Origin of the sequence: Kitasatospora terrestris (genome assembly GCF_039542905.1) — a bacterium.
Lineage (GTDB): Bacteria > Actinomycetota > Actinomycetes > Streptomycetales > Streptomycetaceae > Kitasatospora > Kitasatospora terrestris.
On the sequence record NZ_BAABIS010000001.1, the window covers coordinates 6347753 to 6367004 of the forward strand.

The following is a 19252-nucleotide window of genomic DNA, read 5'->3' on the forward strand; positions in this document are numbered from 1 at the left end:
GGAGGCATGAGCAAGCCTTCGATCAGCCGCGACGAGATCCGCCGCCTGGCCCAGCTGAGCCCGTTCGAGCTGAAGGGCCGGTTCATCGAGCTCGCCGAGGCGTACCGGCGGGCCCGGCCCGGCCAGAAGGAGAAGTCCGCCGCCCACCTGCTCAACGCCGGCCGCGGCAACCCGAACTGGATCGCCACCGGCCCGCGCGAGGCCATGCTCGCCCTCGGCCACTTCGCCCTCACCGAGTCCCGCCGGGTCTGGACCGCCGACGACCTCGGCGGCATGCCCGAACGGCAGGGCATCGCCGAGCGCTACGACCGCTTCGCCCGGACCAACCCGGGGCTCCCCGGCATCGAGCTGCTCACCGACTCGATCCGGCTCGCCGTGGACCGCTTCGGCCTCGACCGCGAGGCGCTCGTCCACGAACTCGCCGACTCCGCGATCGGCGACAACTACCCGCTCCCCGACCGGATGCTGGTGCACGCCGAGCGGATCGTCACCGGCTACCTGCACGAGGAACTGATGGCCGGCCGGCCCCCGGCCGACCGGCTGGACCTCTTCGCCACCGAGGGCGGCACTGCCGCGATGTGCTACGTCTTCGACTCGCTGGTGCGCAACGGCATCCTGCGCAAGGGCGACCGGATCGCCCTGATGGTCCCCGTCTTCACCCCGTACATCGAGATCCCCGGGCTGGAGGACTACGACTTCGACGTGGTCACCGTCGAGGCCTCCAGCTTCACCGCGGCCGGCGTCCGCGAATGGCGCTACCCCACCGAGGAGGTCGCCAAGCTGGCCGACCCGGCGGTCAAGCTGGTCTGCCTGGTCAACCCGTCCAACCCGCCGTCGCTGGAGCTCTCCGCCCGGGTCGCCGGCCAGATCAAGGACATCGTCGCCCGCGACAACCCCGGTCTGATCATCGTCACCGACGACGTCTACGGCACCTTCGTCGACGGCTTCCGCACCCTCGCCGCCGAACTGCCCCGCAACACCCTGCTCGTCTACTCCTACTCCAAGCACTTCGGCTGCACCGGCCACCGCCTCGGCGTCATCGGCCTGCACCGCGACAACGTCGTCGACGACGCCCTCGCCCGACTGCCCGCCGTCGAGCAGGCCCGGCTCGCCGAGCGCTACCGCACCCTCACCCTGGAGCCGGGCGGGCTCCGCTTCATCGACCGCCTGGTCGCCGACTCCCGCCAGGTCGCGCTCAACCACACGGCCGGCCTCTCGCTGCCGCAACAGGCCCAGATGACCCTGTTCTCGCTCTTCGGCCTGCTGCCCGAGGGCAAGGCCTACAAGGAGCGGATCCGGGGCATCCTCCGCCGTCGCCTGGACCTGCTGCTCGAAGGCTCCGGCATGCGGATCGCCGAGGACCCGAAGCGGGCCGGCTACTACGTCGAGCTCGACCTGCTCACCGAGGCCGAGCGCACCGCGGGCGCCGACTTCGCCCGCTACCTGGAGCAGACCTACGAGCCGACCGAGCCGCTCTTCCGGCTCGCCGAACAGACCGGAGTCGTCCTGCTGGGCGGCGGCGGCTTCGACGGCCCCGCCTGGTCGGTCCGGGTCTCGCTCGCCAACCTGGACGACCTCGACTACCTCAAGATCGGCCACCACCTGGAACAGATCTTCCAGGACTACCGGGACGAATGGCAGGCCTCCACGGCCTGACGGGCGCATCCTGGAGACAAAGGCTTCGCAAAACCCCAGGAGCCGATCATGAACAACAGGACCCCCGCCGGGATCGTCGCCGGCATCGACGGCTCGGCGCACGCCGAGGCCGCCGCCGAGTGGGCCGCCCGCGAGGCCGGCCGGCGCGACTGCGCCCTCCACCTGGTGCACGCCGTCAACACCGGCACGGTGACCCTCTCCCCGCGCACCAGCGCCAAGGTCACCGACCTGATCCTGCTCGACGCCGAGGGCCTGCTCGACACGGCGCTCGGCAAGCTCCGCGCCGCCCACCCCGAACTCCGGGTGACCGGGGACGTCGTCCCGCGCGACGCCGCCGAAGCCGTCCTCACCGCCGCCGAACACGCCGAACTGGCCGTGGTCGGCACCCGCGGCCACGGCGGCTTCGCGTCCCTGCTGCTCGGCTCGGTCAGCCTGCGGGTGAGCGCCCACGCGCGCTGTCCCGTCGTCGTGGTGCGCGGCGTCACCGAGCCCGGCGGGCCGGTCCTGGTGGCGGTGCGCGACGAGCGCGACGAGGCCACCCTGCGGTTCGCCTGCGCGGCCGCCGCCCGGCGCGGGCTGCCCGTCGAGGCCCTGCACACCTGGTCACCGGCGGTCGCCGACGTCAGCCACATGGCCCCGATGATCGACGAGCTGGGGGAGGAGGCCCGGCTGCACGAGCAGCTGGTCCACCGGACGTGCGACCCGGTCCGCGAGGACTACCCGGAGGTCACGGTCGACGTCCGGCAGCTCACCGGATCCACCGCGGCCACGCTGGTGGAGGAGTCCAAGCAGGCCTCCCTGCTCGTCGTCTCCCGCCACCAGCCCGCCCCGCACTTCGGCCTGCGCCTGGGCACGGCCGTCCACGCCGTCCTCCACCACGCCCACTGCCCGGTCGCGGTCGTCCCGGTGTAGGCCGTCCCGGTCCAGCCCCGGATCCGGCCTACGCGGCCGGGACGGGCTCCGCCGCGGCCGCCGGCGCCGGGGCGAGCAGGCGCTCCGCGAGGTGGCCGAAGACCAGGCCGAACGCCGTCCACAGGGTCAGCTGCACGGCCAGCGCCGACAGCCGGAACCGGTACAGCAGCTCCGCCGAGAAGTGCTCCGGCACCTCGTCGAAGGACGGCAGCACCGCGAACGCCGCGGCCACCAGCGCCACGAACACGGCACCCGCCGCGACCGTCGCCCACCAGGTGCCCAGGCGCGGGACCAGCCGCCGCCCGACCACGGTCGCCGCCAGCGCGAGCAGCACGCTGAGCGCGATCATCAGGAAGTACGTGCCCGTGCGCTCGTCGATCGTCGCCGGGTCGGTCGCCGCCGGCGGGTTCGCCGGGTACTTCAGGAACGGCACCAGGTACACCGAGACGAACGCCGCCCCGGCCAGCACCGCCGCCGTCGCCCGCGGCGAGAAACGGCCGATCCGGCCGAGCATCACCGCGTACGCCAGCGCCGCGATGCCGCCCAGTGCCACCGCGTACACCAGCACGCCGGTGGCCAGGCCCGCAGTGGACTGCAGGGCGCGGCTCACCAGCTCCTCCTCGCCGCCGCCGTGGTCGTGGGCGTGCGACTCCTCGAAGGCGATCGCCGCGTCGATGTGGGGCTCGCCGAGCACGTACGCGACGGCGAGCGCGAGCAGGCCCGCCACCAGGCCCGCGAGCATGCCGCGGACCAGGAGCGAGCGCACCGAGATGGAATTGTTCATCGCTGCGGAACCCTCCCCGGCACTCAGTGGCAGGGGAAGCCGAGCAGGTGCCGGCCGTCGTGCACCCACTCGTGCACCTGCTCGCCGGAGAGCAGCGCGGTCGCGCCCTGCTCGGCACCGACGAAGTACAGCAGGACCAGCATCAGCATGCCGACGAACAGCGCCCACGGGGCGACCGCCTTCAGCGAGATCGGGGCGATCGCCGGAACATCGGCGGCAGCGGGGGCGATGGACTGAGCCATGACCTGACCTCCTGGTGGGAACACGCGTCCCGTTCGATGGAGCACTGGACGACGGCGCCGGGTCTGACTCCCCGCCCCCCTGACGCGGTGTCAGGACGCGGTTTCACAGTGGCGCGACCGTGCCGGGTTCCCACCGGACTTCCGTCGCGCCGTCGTCATTTGTCGTGGTGACGGTAGCGTGTCCGGACAGGTCGGCCAAGGGGTGCGGAGGGGCGCGCGGGAGCACGCGCGGCCGTCCGTGCACGGCCAGCACCGGCACGGCCGGGCCGGCGGGACGGGGACGGAGGACGGCGGATGACGGCACGGGTGATGCTTCTCTCACCGCCGCTCGACGACGCGCGCGAACCGCGACTCGGCGCGGACGAACCCGTGACCGGTCCCGTGCACGCCGTCCTCCCCGGCGCCCGGCGGTACGCCACCGCCCCCTCCCGGCGGTGCCGCACCACCGCCGAGGCACTCGGCCTCGACGCCGCCCCCGCCCCCGAACTCGCCGACCTCGACCTCGGCGACTGGCGCGGCCGCACCCTCGACCGGCTCGCCGCCGACACCCCCGCCGGCCTCGCCGCCTGGCTCGCCGATCCCGACGCCGCCCCGCACGGCGGCGAGAGCGTCGCCGCCCTCTGCGAACGCGTCTCCCACTGGCTCGCCGGCCAGGCCGCCACCGGCGGCCGCGTCCTCGCCGTCGTCGACCCCGCCGTCGTCCGCGCCGCCACCGTCACCGCCCTCGGCCTCCCTCCCGCCACCTTCTGGCGCCTTGACGTCCGGCCCCTCACCCTCACCCACCTCACCCACCACAACCACCGCTGGAACCTCCTCCTCGGCACCCCCGCCACCTGACCGGTGGGACGCGCACCCGCCACCCCGCTCCGGGCCGGCAACCGGGCGGTCCGGCACGGGGGAACCCCTGCGGGCAGGCATACTTGACCGACCGGCGGGGCCGCAGCGGGGCGAGCCCGGGACGCCGGGTACGGGGAGTTCTGACGCCATGGGGCTGACCAGCCGCACGCTGCTGGTGTTCGTGATCGAGGTCGCCGTCGCGGCGATGGCCGCCACCGTCTACTGGTGGCCCGCCCTGGCAGGGCGCCACTGGCGCAGCGTGCTCGGCCGGATCGGCGCCCTGCTCGGCACCCAGCTGACGGTGCTCGCGCTGATCGGGCTGCTCGCCAACACCTACTTCTCCTTCTACAGCAGTTGGGACGACCTGCTGGGCACCGCCGACGACGGCCCGGTCAGCGTCCGCGGCAAGGAGGCCGGGCCGGCTGCCGCGACCACCGCGGCCGCACCCGCCCCCTCCAGTGAGCCCGCCCACGTCCCGCCGCTTCCCGCCCGGGAGCTCGGCGGGAAGGAGCCGGTGGAGACCCCGGTCCGCGGCCGCGACCCGAAGGTGGTCGGCGAGATCCGCGCCGTCCGCCTGCCCGGCGCCCGTACCGGGCTGTCCACCGACGGCTACGTGTACCTGCCGCCGCAGTACTTCCAGGCCGACCAGCAGGACCGGAAGTTCCCTGCGCTGATCGTGCTCACCGGCTTCCCCGGCGACGCCAAGAACCTGATCACCCGGCTCAACTACCCGGGCGTCGCGCTCGACCTGATCCGCAGCGGCCGGATGCAGCCCACCGTCCTGGTGCTGATGCGGCCCTCGCCGGCGATGCCCGCCGACCCCGAGTGCGAGGACGTCCCGGACGGCCCGCAGGCCGACACCTACTTCACCCGCGACGTGCCCGCCGGCGTCGCCGCCACCTACCGGGTCTCCACCGGGCCGCGCGCCTGGGGCATGATCGGCAACTCCACCGGCGGCTACTGCGCCCTCAAGCTCGCCATGCGCCACCCCGACGTCTTCGGCACCGCCGCCTCGGTCTCCGGCTACCTGCGCGCCGCCGAGGACGTCACCACCGGCGACCTCTTCAAGGGCAGCGGGCAACGCCGCGACGAGGCCGACCTGATGTGGCGCCTCGGCAACCTCCCGCACCCCCCGGTCGCCGTGATGCTGGCCGGCGCCGAGAAGGGCGACGGCGACTTCCGCCGCGACACCGACGCCTTCACCGCCGCGGCCACGCCCCCGATGTCCACGGCCGTCGCCACCGTCCCCGAAGGAGGCCACAACTACATGACCTGGATCCGGCTGCTGCCGTCCGCCCTCGAGTACCTCTCCCAGCACCTGGCCGCCTCGTGAAGCCCGCCGACCGCGCCGCCTATTGGGAGAGCCTCCCCCTCGGCATCCGCGAGGAGATCGACGGCTACGTCCTGCAGGACGCGCTGCTGGGCGCGGTGGGCGTCGTCCTCGACGTCGGGTTCATGCTCCACGACATCGGTGTCGCTACCGCGCAGCAGATCGTCAGCGACCGCTACCAGCACTACGGCGACCGGGTCGCCGCCCGCCCGCCCAGCCCGCTCGACCTGGACTCCCTGGCGCTCAAGGCCGCCGGCTTCGCCGAATCGATCGCCTACGTCGAGGCGGTCTGGGACGGTGACCCCACCGCCGGCTGGTACGTTCACCTGCTGGCCGTCGCCGAGAACCCTCGGTGCGAGAACGAGAAGCGGCTCGCCACCATCTACTGGCACACGGCGGAGAAGTACCTGGGCACCGCCGAGGCCGAGGCCCACCGCCTGCCGTACTCGGTGGCCGCGCAGCGGGCCGGCCGGGCGCTGGCCGAGCACCTGGGCGTGCCGTTCCGGTTCACCAGCCCGGACGACCCGGACGACGAGGCGCCGCGGTGGGCGGCTACGCCGGGGTGAGGGTCCCGGTGTGGAGCTCGCCGACCCGGCCGCCCTCGCCCTCCCAGGTCCAGAAGACCTTGACGGTGAGGGCGTTGAGGTCCATGACGTGGCTGACGGTGATGCCGCTCTTCTCGGTCCAGCTGACGAAGTAGACCAGCGGCGCGACCTCGGCGACATGGAGGCTGACGTCCTCCCACTGGCCGGCGGACTCGCCGAGGCCCTCCCAGCGCAGCCGCCGTCCGTCGGCGGAGTAGGCGTTGCGGAAGGCGGCGCCGTTGTCGACCTCGAAGAGGTAGGTGCGGCCGGCGAAGCCCGGCAGGGCGGCGGTCATGGTCTGGGCTCGTCCTCTGGAGAAAAGCGGTCGGTGGGTACGGCCGAGTCCCGGCCGCACCCACCAACCTAGCGGACTTCGGGTCCGCCATCCGGTTACTTCAGGTACGGCCCGTCCGTGCCGATCTTGCCCGGGGCGGCGTTCTTCCCGCCCAGGTCGAGCACGTAGACCCGCAGGTTGCCCTTGCCGGAGGCGGCGACGGACAGGGTGCCGTTGGTGACGGTCCTCACGTCACCGGTGACGGCGTCCTTGTAGGTGCCGTTGGGGATGCCGGTGAAGGTGGCGCCGTTGGTGACGGCGACCAGCGCGAAGCTGTCGACGCCGCTCGCGGCGTCGGTGTACCGGCGCTTGAAGGACATGTCGCCGGTGACGCCCTCGGTGGAGTACTGGCCCATCTGCAGGGCGGGGATCGCCCGGCGGATCTGGTTGAGCCGCTGCACCTGCTTGACCAGCGGCTTGGACAGGGTGTCGGCGACCGCCCCGGTGGCCGAGGAGACCACCGAGTAGTCGGAGGCCGTGACCGTGCCGGCGATCCTGTCGCCGTAGTAGGCGCGGCCGGTGGTGGCGAGCGGGCAGGTCGGGCCGCAGTCGATCTGCTTCCCGGCCTGGAACTCGATCTCCGAGCCGTAGTACAGGGTGGGGATGCCGCGGAAGGTCCACATCAGCGCCATGTTCTCGGCCCAGGCGTCGGTGCCGCCCGCGTAGCGGGTGCTGGACTTGTTGGGGCCGAAGTCGTGGCTGTCGACGTAGACGACGTTGTAGGTGGCGTCGTTGTAGCTGTCGTCGGAGTCCTTGCCGTTGTTGAAGGCGTTGGAGGCGTCACCGAAGTTCATGTGCATCCGCATGTCGATGACGTTCATGCCGCTGAACCGGCTGTGGTCCGGCGCGTGGTAGCTGTTGCCGCTGAGGAAGGCGTTGTTGCTGGTCGGCTGGGCGCCGGTGCCGAGCTGCTCCTCGTAGTCGTACTGGTCGAGGGCGGCCTGCACGTCGTCGGTGGTGTACTCCTTGCGCTCCTTCCAGGTGTAGAACTGCGCGGAGTGGTTGACCGAGCCGCGGTTCCACTTGTCGTTGACGAAGGCGCCGACCTCGCCGAAGACGTAGAAGCTGCCCGCCTTGTCGGCGCCGAACTTGCGGTTGACCTCGTCGTGGATGGCGGGCAGGAAGCGCCGGTTCCAGGTGACCCGGGGGATGTGCACGGCGGTGTCGATCCGGAAGCCGTCGACGCCCATGTCGATGTACTTGTTGTAGGCGCCGATCAGGTACTGCTGGACGACGGCGTTCTCGGTGTTGAAGTCGGCCAGGTCCTCGTGGATCCAGCAGGAACGGGAGTCCTCGCCCTCCCAGTTGCCGATCCAGCACTGGTGGTAGAGGGCCTTCGGGAACATGCCGGAGGTGGGGTTGGGCCACTGGCAGTTGTAGATGGTGTAGCCCTCGGCGCTCTTGTACGCGGTGGCCTTGCCCCAGTTGACGCAGGTGTTGCCGGCCGGCTCGGCGGTCGACCACATGTCGCCGTTGTAGTACGACTTCCCGGAGACCGGGTCCACGGTCAGGCCGTCGTAGGTGAAGTTCGCGTTCGGCTGGTCGTAGTACCAGGACCACTGGCTGTCGCGCACGCCGTACACGGTCGGCGTGAACAGGCCCTTGGCACCCCAGCGGGAGCTGTGGTTGTAGACCACGTCCTGGTAGATCTTGATGCCCTTGGCGTGGGCGGCGTTGATCAGGTCCTGGTAGGAGGCGCCGGCCGACTCCAAGCGGGCGTCGACCTTGTAGAAGTCGTAGCCGTGGTAACCGTGGTAGTCGTAGTCGGAGCGGTTGAGCACCACCGGGGTGATCCAGATCGCGGAGAAGCCCAGGCCCTTGACGTAGTCGAGCTTGTCGACCAGGCCCTTGAAGTCGCCGCGGAACATCGGGTCGCCGCCCGCCGCGTTGCCGGACTTGACGTCCTGGCTGCCGCCGCGGTTGTTGGCGCTGTCGCCGTCGTTGAAGCGGGCGGTGAGGACGAAGTAGATCGGGTTCTTGCGCGGGTCGCCGCCGAGCGGGGTGCCGCCCGCGGCGGGCGGGGGAGCGCTCCCGGTGGTGGCGCAGGACTGGGCCGAGGCGGCGGAGAGGTTGCCCGCGGCGTCCAGGGCCTTGACGGTCCAGCAGTACGCGGTGGCGGCCTCCAGGCCGGTCTCCGAGTAGACGGTGGAGGTGGTGTTGACCACCGAGGTGCCCTTGGTGCCGCCGGTGCGGGTGACCTGGTAGCCGGTGACGCCGGTGTTGTCGGTGGAGGCGGTCCAGGTGAGCACCACGGCGGTGGCGTTGGCGGTGGCGGTGACCCCGGTGGGCACGCTCGGCGCGGTGGTGTCGGGGACGACGGCGGCGCACGGGTCGGTCGCGGAGGCGGTCACCGTGCGGTCCTTGACGGTGGAGTTGCCCGCGCCGAGCTGGTAGTTGACGCCGTTGTTGTTGTCCCAGGTGCCGTTGCCGTTGTTGAAGGCGGCCTGCCAGGTGGTGGCGGTGCCGAGGTCGACGGTCTTCTTCACCCAGCCGGTGCAGGCGGCGTCCATGCCGATGCCGGGGGCGGTGGTCCAGGTGCCGCCGGTGGGCGCCCAGTGCAGGTTGACGGTGGACCAGCCGACGGTGGCGGTGGAGTACCAGACGGTCGCCGGGGTGCCGGTGGCCGGCGGCGGGGCGTCGGCGCAGGGGTCGGAGTGGGCGACCGCACCGTCCTTGACGGTGATCAGGCCGGTGCCGAGCTGGTAGTTGGTGCCGCCGTTGTTGTCCCAGGTGCCGGCGCCGTTGTTGAAGGTCGCCTGCCAGGTCGGGGAGGTCCCCAGGTCGACGGTGAGCTTGACCCAGTTGGTGCAGGCGGCCGCCATCCTCGTGCCGGGTGAGGTGGTCCAGGTGCCGCCGGTGGCCGCCCAGTGCAGGTAGTAGGCGGACCAGTTCTTGGTGGCCGTCCAGTAGTAGACGGTGGCGGAGGTGGGCGTGGCGGCGGCGCACGGGTCGGTGGTGGTGACGGTGCCGCCGGAGACGGCCGAGATGCCGCTGCCGAGCTGGTAGTTGGCGCCGCCGCGGTTGTCCCAGGTGCCGGAGCCGTTGTTGAAGGTGGCCTGCAGGCCGGTGGCGGTGCCGAGGTCGACGGTCCTGCTGTACCAGCCGGTGCAGGCGGGCGTCATGGCGACGCCGGGCGAGGTGGTCCAGGCGCCGCCGGTGGGGGCCCAGTGGAGGTTGACGGCGGTCCAGCCGGCGGCCGGCTTGTAGTAGACGGTGGCGGTGGTGGCGGCGTGCGCCGTGATGGCCGGCAGCAGCGCGGCGACCAGGCCGGCGATGACCGCGAGGACGGCCAGGATCGGATGGCGCCGCCGCACGCGGCGGGGTCGATGGTCCACAGGGGACTCCTCGTGGCGGGCCGCGATTGGGGGCGCGGCCTGTCGGGTGGGGGATGAGGGTCCTCTTGCGCAAGTTCCTGCAAGATGTTGCGGGGAGCGTACCGAGCCGTCAACGCCACGTAAAGAGTCGCGGACCGACCGCGACGAAAAGGGCCCGCCCGCCCCGGGGGAAGCGGGGCGGGCGGGCGGGGGAGAAGCGCTCGGGTCAGCAGCTCCAGTTGACCTTGTAGAAGGTCGCGTAGTGGTCCGAGGTGTAGTAGTCCTCGTGGTAGACGGCGCCGGTGACGATCCGTCGGGCGCCGCGGGTGGAGCTGCCCGGGGTGATCACGGTGTACTCGTGGTAGTAGCCGCTGGACTTGGCCGGCAGGACGCCCTCTCTGTTCTGGAAGACGGCGCCGTCCTGCGAGTAGGGGAACGGGCCGCCCTTGTCGATCAGGGCCAGGGTGTCCCGGGCCTGGCTCGGCAGGGCGGTGCGGCACACGTTCCCGGAGACGGTGGCGTGGGCGTCGGTGGCGAACACGGCGGTCGGGGCCAGGGTCAGCACGCCGACGGCGACGACGGAAGCGGCGCGGGTCTTCAACGCGCGTAGAGTGATTCGCATGTGAGTCAGTGTGGAGGCTTGTCAGGTCCGCGCGAAAGGCGTTGCCGCAATTTTTCATCTTCGGGTAACTCGCCGGGAACCCAGGGGACTTGTGGCGGTCCGCCATCAGCAGCGAGCGCTCGGTGTGGTCCTGTCACATGGGTCCGGGGCCGCGCCGCGCCTACCGTGACCTGACTCCACGCCACCCTGCCGCCCCCGAGGAGGCGACCCCTGATGCCCCACCCCGTCAGGTCCCTGTGCACCGCCCTGCTCACCGCCGCCCTGCTGCTGCTCGACGTCGGCGTCGGCACGGTCTCCGCCCACGCCGCCGCGCCCCCGTACCTCACGCAGGAGGCCGTCTTCACCGCGCCCGGCAACGGCTGGGACCGGGTCGAGCGCTACCTGGACACCACCACCGGCTTCCGCGCCGAGCAGTACCCGCCGGACGGCCGCGGCGACCAGGACGGCGCCCGGCTGACCTGGTTCGGCGGCGTCCGGCAGCCCTATTCCGGCCGCTTCCTGCTCCACAGCGCCACCGGCTGGAACACCGGCCCGATCGCCACCCCCGTCCTGCTGGTGCACGGCGCCAACGACAACGCCGACCGGGCCTGGGCCGACCCCGGCGCCACCGGCAGCTGCGGCGCGGCCAGTTGCCCCTCCACCGGCCTGGCGCAGAGCCTGGCCGCTTCCGGCCACCGGGTCTTCGCGATCGGCTTCGCCCACAAGCAGGGCGACAACCTGCTCCAGGCCCAGGCGGTCGGCGACGCGATCGCGCTGGTCCGGGCCAGGCTGGGGGTCACCCAGGTCGACGTGGTCGCCTGGAGCAAGGGCGAGGTCGCGGCCCGCGCGTACGTCTCCTCGGTCCGGCCGTCCTGGGGCTGGGCCTACGCCGGGGACGTCCGGCGCCTGATCACCCTCGGCGGCCCGCACGGCGGCCTGGACTACACGTACGCCCACGGCTGGGCCTTCTCGCCGGCCACCTGGCCGGCCTGCGGCGGCACCGCCAACGCGCCCTCCCCGCACCTGTACATGACCTGCTACGGCAGCTACACCGCGCAGCCCTGCCTCGGCGTGCTGCCCAGCGGCGGGTACGACTGCTTCCCCGGCCAGCGCCAGCTGCTCGCCCGCTGGGACGGCCGGTACGGCCTCGACTCCACCGCCCAGGACTGGTGGACCACCTACTACGGCGGCCAGGGCTTCTACACCTCCGGCCAGGGCATCCAGGCCGCGATCGACGCCGGGTCGCTGATCGCCGCGCTGCAGCGGGCCGGCGTCCCCGCCTCGGTGCGCAGCTACCTGCTGGCCGGCGGCTCGGCCGACATCCCCGGGATCCTCAACGAGGGCCGCGGCCCGAGCGACGGCCTGGTGTTCACGGCCAGCGCCCTGGACACCACCGGCATCCCCACCGTCGGCGGCACCGCGCTGCTCGGCGGCCTCAACCACATGGAGCTCGCCTGGGCCCCGGCCGCCGTCCAGCAGATCACCTCCTGGCTCACCTGACCAGGGCGATCCCGCCGGCCCGCGGTGTGACGCTTGTCTCTCCCGGGCCGGTTGTCGCTCTGTCGACAATCTGTCTAGCCTGCTCGGGTGCTCGCACCGGGCACGCCGCCGCCGGGACGCCGAATCCTGTCCACCCGCCGGGGGCTTTCGCTGACCACCACTGGACAGGAGCGGGGGACCCACAGGTACGTCGCCATGCCCTCCGCTCCCTCCGGGACGGCCGGACACGGCTAGGGGTGAAGCCGCACGCACGCGCGGCCGGGCCGCCTCAGGGCCCGAACCCGACAGCTCACCTCGCAGGCGTCGCGGAGGAACCCCGTCATGCGCCTCTCCCGTCCTGCCCGCATCGGCGCCGTCGCCGGTGCCGCCGCCCTGATCGGCGCGCCGCTCGCCGGCAGCGCCCAGGCCGCCTGGTTCAACCCGTCCGCCTGGACCACCCCGTCCGTCTGGAACGCCCCGACGACCGCGGCCCCCACGACCGCCACCGTTGCCGGAACCACGTCCACCGCCGCGACCGTCACCCAGGACCGCCTCGCCCCGGAGTCGATGACCGCCGCCGTCCCGACCACCGCCTCGCTGACCGTCCACTCCTCGTCCTGCTTCACCGCCAAGACGCTCGGCGTCGGCGTGCGCGACGCCGCCGGGCGGAACCTGGACTTCCCCGGCAACGCGAGCAACGTGCAGATCTGCCCGGGCGGCACCACCTTCACCAGCGCCGCCCGCACCCTGCCGGCCGGCACCTACACCCAGTTCGGCTTCTGGCAGGACTCGGCGAACGCCTGGCACAACCTGCCCTCGCGCACCCTCACCGTGGCCGCCGCCGGCGCCGCCACCCCGGCCCCGGCGCCCGCCCCCACCGTCAAGCCGACCCCCGCGCCGACGCCGACCCCGACGCCCACGGCCGCCCCCACGCCGACGACCGCGCCGACCACCCCGGCCGCGGCCACCGGCTCGCCGATCCCGGGCAAGGCACTGACCTGGTCCGAGGAGTTCGACAGCGCCATCGCGTACGGCTCCAAGTGGACCGGCGACAAGTCCAGCGCCTACCGCTACGGCAACCACAACCCGGACGACAACAAGCTCGACTGGCTGACCACCAGCGGCGTCCAGGTCTCCGGCGGCGTCGCCACCTTCACCGCCAAGCCGTCCAGCCACACCCTGGAGAACGGCAAGCAGGCCTGGGACACCGGCCTGCTCACCACCGAGTACTCCTCCCAGGGCTTCCAGGTGAAGACCGGCGACTACGCCGAGACCCGGGTCAAGCTGCCCGCCGGCACCGGCGCCTGGCCCGCCCTGTGGACCTGGAAGAACGGCAACGGCGAGATCGACTCCTTCGAGTACCACCCGGACAACCCGAACCTGCTGGAGCTGACCAACCACGTCAAGTCCGGCTCGAAGTACTACACCGACGCGAGCGCCATCGCGAAGGACCAGTGGGTCACCATCGGCACCTACTACGGCGCCGACTCGGTCGACTGGTACGTCAACGGCAAGAAGGTGTTCTCCGACGGCACCGGGGTCGGCACCGGCTGGTCCGCGTACCTGATCCTCAACCTGTCGCTGAGCGCCGGCCAGTACCACCCGGCCGCGTCCGGCTCCGCGCCGATCAGCTTCGCCGCCGACTGGGTGCGCGTCTACCGCTAGTCAGCTCACGGTGAGCGTGAACGCCGTCCGGTCGTTCCGCTGATCGGCGTCGTCCGCGCCCGTCACCCGTACGCGCCCCTCGGCCCTCGTGCCGGGGGGCACGTGCGCGTCCACCCGGACCGGGATCAGCGCGGTCGCCGTCCGCAGCGCCGGCAGTCCCGCCGGGAAGGTGCAGCGGACCAGGTGGCCGGCGAGCGAGACGGCGCAGCCGTCCGGGAAGAACGGGCCCTCGGCGGTGAAGCCCGCCGGCAGGTCGACCAGCACGGTGAACGGCGAGGCCGTCCGGTCCGGTCCGCCGTTGGCGACGAAGGCGTGCACCGTGGTCAGCCCGCCGGGCGCGGCCGGGTCCGGATCGAGCCGGACCACCTGCAGGTCCGCGTGCGAGGGCGCCGCCGCCGTCCCGGTCGTCCCCAGGGCAGCCGCGGCCGCCACCGCCGCGACCACCAGCGCCCGCATCACCCGCACGGCCATGCTCCACTCCCACTGTCGGCACCCGCCTGCATACTCACAGTAGTGGCGCACGCCCTGTCGAGCGGAGGTGGACACGATGACTGGTCGCGTGTTGAGCGAGGTGAGCGGCGCGGTCGCGGCCGAACGGGAGACCGCGTTCGTCGAGGCGTACCGGCAGCTGGTGGCCGGCCCGCTGCCGGAGGGGCTGCTGCGCACCGAGCTGCTCAAGGGCGGCGACCGGCACTGGCGGATCCAGAGCCTGTGGCGCGACCTGGCCACCCTGGAGGCCGTCCGGGCCGACCCCAAGACCGCCGCCGCGCCGCGCCTGTTCCGCGAGGCCGGGGCCGATCCGGTGCTCGCCGTCTTCGAGGTGACGGTCGCCCAGGTCGGCGACCTCGACCTGTCCAACTGACACGGTCGGCGCCCCGTCCCGTCCGTCCTGTCGCGCCGTCCGTGCTACGTCGCGCCGTCCGTGCTGCGTCGTGCCGTCCGCGCTACGGCACGCCGTCCGTGCTACGGCACGCCGTCCGCGCTACGGCGCGAGCACCTCGCCGAGCCGGGAGGCGATCTGACGCATCACCGGGACGAGCGCCGCGCTGTCCGCCTGCGCCTCCAGCGCGCGGATCCGCGCCTCCGGGCCGGAGACCGACAGCGCGGTCGGCGTCGGCGCGCCCGGCACCGCGACCGCGATGCAGCGCACCCCGATCTCCTGCTCCTGGTCGTCCACCACGTACCCGGACTCGCGGGCCGCGCCCAGCTGGGCGATCAGGTCCTGCGGGTCGGTCACGGTGTACGCGGTGTGCGCCTGCAGCGGGCCGGTGCCGAGCAGCGCCCTGGCCTCCTCCTCGGGCAGCTGGGCGAGCAGCGCCTTGCCCACGCCGGTGCAGTGCGGCTGCACCCGGCGGCCGACCTCGGTGAACATCCGCATCGAGCGGCGGGACTGCACCTGCCCGACGTACACCACCTCGCCACCCTCCAGGACGGCCAGGTTCGCGGTCTCGCCGGTGGCCTCCATCAGCTCGGTCAGGTACGGGCGGGCCCAGCTGCCGAGCAGTCGGCCGGCCGTCTCGCCGAGCCGGATCAGCCGCGGGCCGAGCGTGTACCGGCGCGCCGTGTCCTGCCGGACATAGCCCTGCTGAACGAGGGTACGGATCAGGCGATGGATGGTCGGCATCGGCAGGCCGGAGGTGGTGGAGAGCTCGCTCAGGGTGGCGATGCCGCCCGAGTCGGCCAGCGCCTCCAGCAACAGGAAGGCGCGCTCGACCGACTGCACGCCGCCGCCCGCGCGGTCGTTGCCTGTCGGAGCTGTGGCGGGGGTGCTGACCACCGGCGTTCCCTTCACTGTCGGAGGAGGAGTAGAGTCCCTGCGATCTAGCTCAACAAACCGTTGAAATTCTGTATCGCGGAAACTAGTCTCCACCTTACAGAACAGAACCCGCCGGTAGGCAGGGTTCGGATCCGGGAAGTTCCCACCGGAACATCCCGAGCGATCACAACCGTCCAAGGAGTGTCCTGCCCATGGCTGCAGATCAGGGACCACTCGGCGCTGCCCCCGCCGCCCCGGTCGTCACTGTCGCCGGTCCGCGCGTCCCCCGCGCCGAGGAGGTGCTCACCCCGGAGGCCGTCGCCTTCGTCGTGGGCCTCCACCGCGCCTTCGAGGGCCGCCGTCAGGAACTCCTGGCCCGACGCAAGACCCGCCGGGCCGAGATCGCCGCCGCCGGCACCCTCGACTTCCTCCCCGACACCGCCGCCGTCCGCGAGGGCGACTGGCAGGTCGCCGAGGCGCCCCGCGCCCTCCAGGACCGCCGGGTCGAGATCACCGGCCCCACCGACCGCAAGATGGTCATCAACGCCCTCAACTCCGGCGCCAAGGTCTGGCTCGCCGACTTCGAGGACGCCACCGCCCCCACCTGGGAGAACGTGGTCTCCGGCCAGATCAACCTGATCGACGCCTACGAGGGCCGGATCGACTTCACCTCCCCCCAGGGCAAGGCCTACACCCTCAAGCCCGCCGACCAGCTCGCCACCGTCGTGGTCCGCCCCCGCGGCTGGCACCTCGACGAGAACCACCTGCTGGTCGACGGCACCCCGGTCGCCGGCGCCTTCTTCGACTTCGGCCTGTACTTCTTCCACAACGCCGCCCGGCTGCTCGCCCGCGGCCCCGAGGACCCCAACTCCGGCCCGTACTTCTACCTGCCGAAGACCGAGAGCCACCTCGAGGCCCGGCTGTGGAACGACGTCTTCACCCACGCCCAGGCCGAACTCGGCATCCCGCACGGCACCATCCGCGCCACCGTGCTGATCGAGACCATCACCGCCGCGTTCGAGATGGAGGAGATCCTCTACGAACTGCGCGAGCACGCCGCGGGCCTCAACGCCGGCCGCTGGGACTACCTGTTCTCCATCGTCAAGAACTTCCGCGACGCCGGCGAGCACTACATCCTGCCCGACCGCAACACCGTCACCATGGCCTCGCCGTTCATGGCCGCCTACACCCGCCTGCTGGTGCAGACCTGCCACCGCCGCGGCGCCCACGCCATCGGCGGCATGGCCGCCTTCATCCCCTCCCGCAGGGACCCCGAGGTCAACGCCGCCGCCCTGGAGAAGGTCAAGGCCGACAAGGACCGCGAGGCCGGCAACGGCTTCGACGGCTCCTGGGTCGCCCACCCCGACCTCGTCCCGGTCGCCCGCGCCTCCTTCGACGCCGTCCTCGGCGAGCGCCCCAACCAGAAGGACAACCCCGGCCCCGCCGAGCCCGTCACCGCCGAGCAGCTCCTCGACATCGCCGGCGCCGGCGGCACCTGCACCGAGGCCGGCCTGCACAACGCCGTCCAGGTCGGCGTCCGCTACATCGAGGCCTGGATCCGCGGCCTCGGCGCCGTCGGCATCTTCAACATGATGGAGGACGCCGCCACCGCCGAGATCTCCCGCTCGCAGATCTGGCAGTGGATCCACAACGGCGTCGTCCTCGCCGACACCGGCGAGAAGGCCACCGCCGAGCTCGTCCGCCGCCTCGTCGCCGAAGAGCTCGCCGCCCTGCGCACCGAACTCGGCGACGACGCCTACGCCGCCGGCCGCTGGCCCGAGGCCGCCCGCCTCTTCGAAAAGGTCGCCCTCGCCGACGACTTCGTCGACTTCCTCACCCTGCCGGCGCTCGCCCTCCTCGACTAGAACCTACCGACCGGGCCACCCCACCACCCCTGCCACTCCGGCAGGTCAACAACCCTCAACCACTCCGTTCCGTACGGCCCCCCGCGGTGGCCGTACGGAACGGCGCTGTTCGGAGCTCCTCATGGCACGCATCTTCTTCAACGGCCAGGCGATGGTCGGCGGACCGCTCCACGACTCGGTCGCCGACTACCTGATCGGCCCGGTCCGCACCGCCCCCGGCTACCGCTTCTTCTCCATCCGCGACGTCTGCCCCGGCCTCCACCCCGACCCCGCCGTCGACACCGCCATCGACGGCGAGCTCTACGACGTACCCCTCGAGCACCTGCGCGACGTCATCCTCCCCGGCGAACCCCGCGAACTCGAACTCGGCGTCATCACCCTCGCCGACGGCACCCCCTGCCTCTCCATGCTCCTCGCCCGCGGCGAACTCGAGCGCGGCGTCCACCACGAGATCACGGAGCACGGCGGCTGGCGCCCCTACCTCGCCACCCTCGGCCGCGAGGCCTAGCTGAAGGTGGCGTCCTGCGCCACGAATGCCGCGTGCAGCTCCTTGGCCCGTGTTCGAAGCGTCTGCGTCAGGGCGTGCTGGTTGGCCCCGCGCGTCTTCAACGCGTGGCAGTTCGGGCACAAGGCAATCATGAACTCGGGCTCGTCCTGACCGGTGCGGGCGAGCCCATTCACGTGATCCACCTCCAGAATCGGCGCGCCAGTGGCTGTCCGCTCTGACCAGTGGCCTCGGCAGTCCGGGTTCTCGCACGCACCCTGCGAGCGGAGAATCACCGCTTGTCGGGCCGCTGCTGAACGCAGTTGACGCTCAACCGTGGTCAGAGTGCTGCTGCCCTGGCCCTCTCTGCGTTCCGCCGTCCGTCGCGCTGCCGAGCACAGCGAGCGATACTTCTGCGCTTCGGTCAGTTGCTGATCCATGAGGTCCAACGGAACGAAGTCTGCATCGTCGTGAACCACGCCTCGCTCGGACTCCAGGATCTCGATCAGCTCTGGCGGCCAGTGGTCACGCAGTGGAGACGGTACGGGTGCCAGCACCCAGACGTACTCCTTGCGCCGGTTTCCGTTCTGGTCGTGTCCCCATTGCAGGCGCTGTTGCACCACGACTGCCCAGCTCTCGAAGTTGAACGGGCCATTGACGGGCTTGTGCCAGAAGCGGAAGGCTCGTTGAGATTTCTGATAGGTCGACAGCAGCTTGTTTCCCAGGGTCAGCTTCTGGTCACCATCCCGACCATTGCCGATGTAGCTGATCCAGTTGGTGCCCTCGATCCGTCCATCGCGATACGGACCGTCGTCCTTCGAGAAGCAGCTCAGGACTCCATCGCGCAGTTGCACGATGCCAGCGACGTCCTGCCCCCCGAACCAACTGGCAATCGCTTTGCGGTTCTCGAACTGATCGCCCACGCTCGGCCGGAGCCAGGCGGTCACCCGGCCGGCCATCAGCTGGTCGAGCCCAGTCGCGCTCAGCAGCGTCTCCGGCAGCGGGTTGAAGAACCGCAGGATCAGCAGCGCCGCGAGCTCGGCGGCCAGGCCTCGCTCGTTGAGCAAGAGAAGGTGGTCGTCCTCCGCCATCCCCGCGAGTGGGTTAGTGGCGTTCAATGATTCCACCAGGGGACGAGCCGCTGGGCCTGAGACCTCCCAGAGCCTGTCTTGGCTAAGCGCCAAGAAGGTTGCTGCGGCCACCTGCTGAGGGTCAGCTGGGTCGCTGAAGTGCTTGATGAGCTCGGTCAGTTGCGGCTCGATCACCTGCCAAGGCTGAAGTCGGGACTGCCCCTGTGTGGCCTGACCGAGAGTCCACAACAGCAGAAGCGCACGGTGCTGCGCTGTGCTGCCGGCACGCTCCGCCGGCTTCAGCTTGCCCACGCGCTCGATCAGATCTGCTCTGCTCAT

At 71.8% G+C, this 19252-nt stretch carries 18 protein-coding genes and 1 riboswitch; of the genes, 10 read left to right on the forward strand and 8 right to left on the reverse strand.

Annotated features, from left to right (window positions below):
- Positions 1-6: 6 nt before the first annotated feature.
- Together ABEB06_RS29110 and ABEB06_RS29115 are read left to right on the forward strand one after the other, a co-directional pair.
- Positions 7-1656: a bifunctional aspartate transaminase/aspartate 4-decarboxylase gene (locus ABEB06_RS29110; RefSeq protein WP_345699865.1), complete on the forward strand. Its 1650-nt coding sequence runs from the start codon at positions 7-9 to the stop codon at positions 1654-1656.
- Between the two features lie 48 nt (positions 1657-1704).
- Positions 1705-2568, forward strand: coding sequence for a universal stress protein (locus ABEB06_RS29115; RefSeq protein WP_345699866.1), 864 nt, complete (start codon positions 1705-1707; stop codon positions 2566-2568).
- A gap of 28 nt (positions 2569-2596) precedes the next feature.
- On the opposite strand, the gene ABEB06_RS29120 is transcribed toward ABEB06_RS29115, so the two are convergent.
- Together ABEB06_RS29120 and ABEB06_RS29125 are read right to left on the reverse strand one after the other, a co-directional pair.
- Positions 2597-3352, reverse strand: coding sequence for a CbtA family protein (locus tag ABEB06_RS29120; RefSeq protein ID WP_345699867.1), 756 nt, complete (start codon positions 3350-3352; stop codon positions 2597-2599).
- Positions 3353-3375: 23 nt separating this feature from the next.
- Positions 3376-3594, reverse strand: coding sequence for a CbtB domain-containing protein (locus tag ABEB06_RS29125; RefSeq protein ID WP_345699868.1), 219 nt, complete (start codon positions 3592-3594; stop codon positions 3376-3378).
- A 369-nt stretch (positions 3595-3963) separates the two neighbouring features.
- Here ABEB06_RS29125 and ABEB06_RS29130 point away from each other — a divergent pair, with 369 nt between their 5' ends.
- From ABEB06_RS29130 to ABEB06_RS29140, 3 genes are all read left to right on the forward strand, one after another.
- On the forward strand, positions 3964-4431 hold the full coding sequence (locus tag ABEB06_RS29130) for a histidine phosphatase family protein (protein ID WP_345699869.1): 468 nt from the start codon (positions 3964-3966) through the stop codon (positions 4429-4431).
- Between the two features lie 148 nt (positions 4432-4579).
- A complete protein-coding gene (locus tag ABEB06_RS29135) occupies positions 4580-5764 on the forward strand; it encodes an alpha/beta hydrolase (RefSeq protein ID WP_345699870.1) in 1185 nt (394 codons plus the stop codon).
- On the forward strand, positions 5761-6327 hold the full coding sequence (locus ABEB06_RS29140; RefSeq protein ID WP_345699871.1) for a hypothetical protein: 567 nt from the start codon (positions 5761-5763) through the stop codon (positions 6325-6327). The genes ABEB06_RS29135 and ABEB06_RS29140 overlap by 4 nt, the downstream gene beginning before the upstream one ends.
- Here ABEB06_RS29140 and ABEB06_RS29145 read toward each other — a convergent pair.
- The 3 genes from ABEB06_RS29145 to ABEB06_RS29155 form a co-directional block, all read right to left on the reverse strand.
- Positions 6314-6640: a MoaF-related domain-containing protein gene (locus ABEB06_RS29145; RefSeq protein WP_345699872.1), complete on the reverse strand. Its 327-nt coding sequence runs from the start codon at positions 6638-6640 to the stop codon at positions 6314-6316. The two genes, ABEB06_RS29140 and ABEB06_RS29145, sit on opposite strands and share 14 nt — an antisense overlap.
- A 95-nt stretch (positions 6641-6735) precedes the next feature.
- Positions 6736-10014 (reverse strand): carbohydrate binding domain-containing protein, encoded by a 3279-nt coding sequence (locus ABEB06_RS29150; protein ID WP_345699873.1) that lies wholly within the window; start codon positions 10012-10014, stop codon positions 6736-6738.
- A 205-nt stretch (positions 10015-10219) separates the two neighbouring features.
- Positions 10220-10615 (reverse strand): guanyl-specific ribonuclease, encoded by a 396-nt coding sequence (locus tag ABEB06_RS29155; RefSeq protein ID WP_345699874.1) that lies wholly within the window; start codon positions 10613-10615, stop codon positions 10220-10222.
- Positions 10616-10828: 213 nt separating this feature from the next.
- On the opposite strand from ABEB06_RS29155, the gene ABEB06_RS29160 reads away from it, so the two are divergent.
- A complete protein-coding gene (locus tag ABEB06_RS29160; RefSeq protein ID WP_345699875.1) occupies positions 10829-12094 on the forward strand; it encodes an esterase/lipase family protein in 1266 nt (421 codons plus the stop codon).
- A gap of 138 nt (positions 12095-12232) precedes the next feature.
- Positions 12233-12412: riboswitch (cyclic di-AMP (ydaO/yuaA leader) on the forward strand.
- A gap of 3 nt (positions 12413-12415) precedes the next feature.
- Positions 12416-13738, forward strand: a complete 1323-nt coding sequence (locus ABEB06_RS29165; RefSeq protein WP_345699876.1) for a glycoside hydrolase family 16 protein — start codon at positions 12416-12418, stop codon at positions 13736-13738.
- Here the strand turns inward: ABEB06_RS29165 and ABEB06_RS29170 are convergent, their stop codons facing one another.
- Positions 13739-14209, reverse strand: a complete 471-nt coding sequence (locus ABEB06_RS29170) for a hypothetical protein (RefSeq protein WP_345699877.1) — start codon at positions 14207-14209, stop codon at positions 13739-13741.
- A gap of 76 nt (positions 14210-14285) precedes the next feature.
- Here ABEB06_RS29170 and ABEB06_RS29175 point away from each other — a divergent pair, with 76 nt between their 5' ends.
- Entirely contained in the window at positions 14286-14600 is a 315-nt protein-coding gene (locus ABEB06_RS29175; protein ID WP_345699878.1) for an antibiotic biosynthesis monooxygenase, read from the forward strand.
- A gap of 120 nt (positions 14601-14720) precedes the next feature.
- Here ABEB06_RS29175 and ABEB06_RS29180 read toward each other — a convergent pair whose 3' ends face one another.
- Positions 14721-15515, reverse strand: coding sequence for an IclR family transcriptional regulator (locus ABEB06_RS29180; protein WP_345699879.1), 795 nt, complete (start codon positions 15513-15515; stop codon positions 14721-14723).
- 191 nt (positions 15516-15706) lie between these two features.
- On the opposite strand from ABEB06_RS29180, the gene aceB reads away from it, so the two are divergent.
- Positions 15707-17359: a malate synthase A gene (aceB, locus tag ABEB06_RS29185; RefSeq protein WP_345699880.1), complete on the forward strand. Its 1653-nt coding sequence runs from the start codon at positions 15707-15709 to the stop codon at positions 17357-17359.
- A 121-nt stretch (positions 17360-17480) separates the two neighbouring features.
- Entirely contained in the window at positions 17481-17867 is a 387-nt protein-coding gene (locus tag ABEB06_RS29190) for an allophanate hydrolase-related protein (protein ID WP_345699881.1), read from the forward strand.
- Here the strand turns inward: ABEB06_RS29190 and ABEB06_RS29195 are convergent.
- Entirely contained in the window at positions 17864-19252 is a 1389-nt protein-coding gene (locus tag ABEB06_RS29195; RefSeq protein WP_486334166.1) for an SRA domain-containing endonuclease, read from the reverse strand. The two genes, ABEB06_RS29190 and ABEB06_RS29195, sit on opposite strands and share 4 nt — an antisense overlap.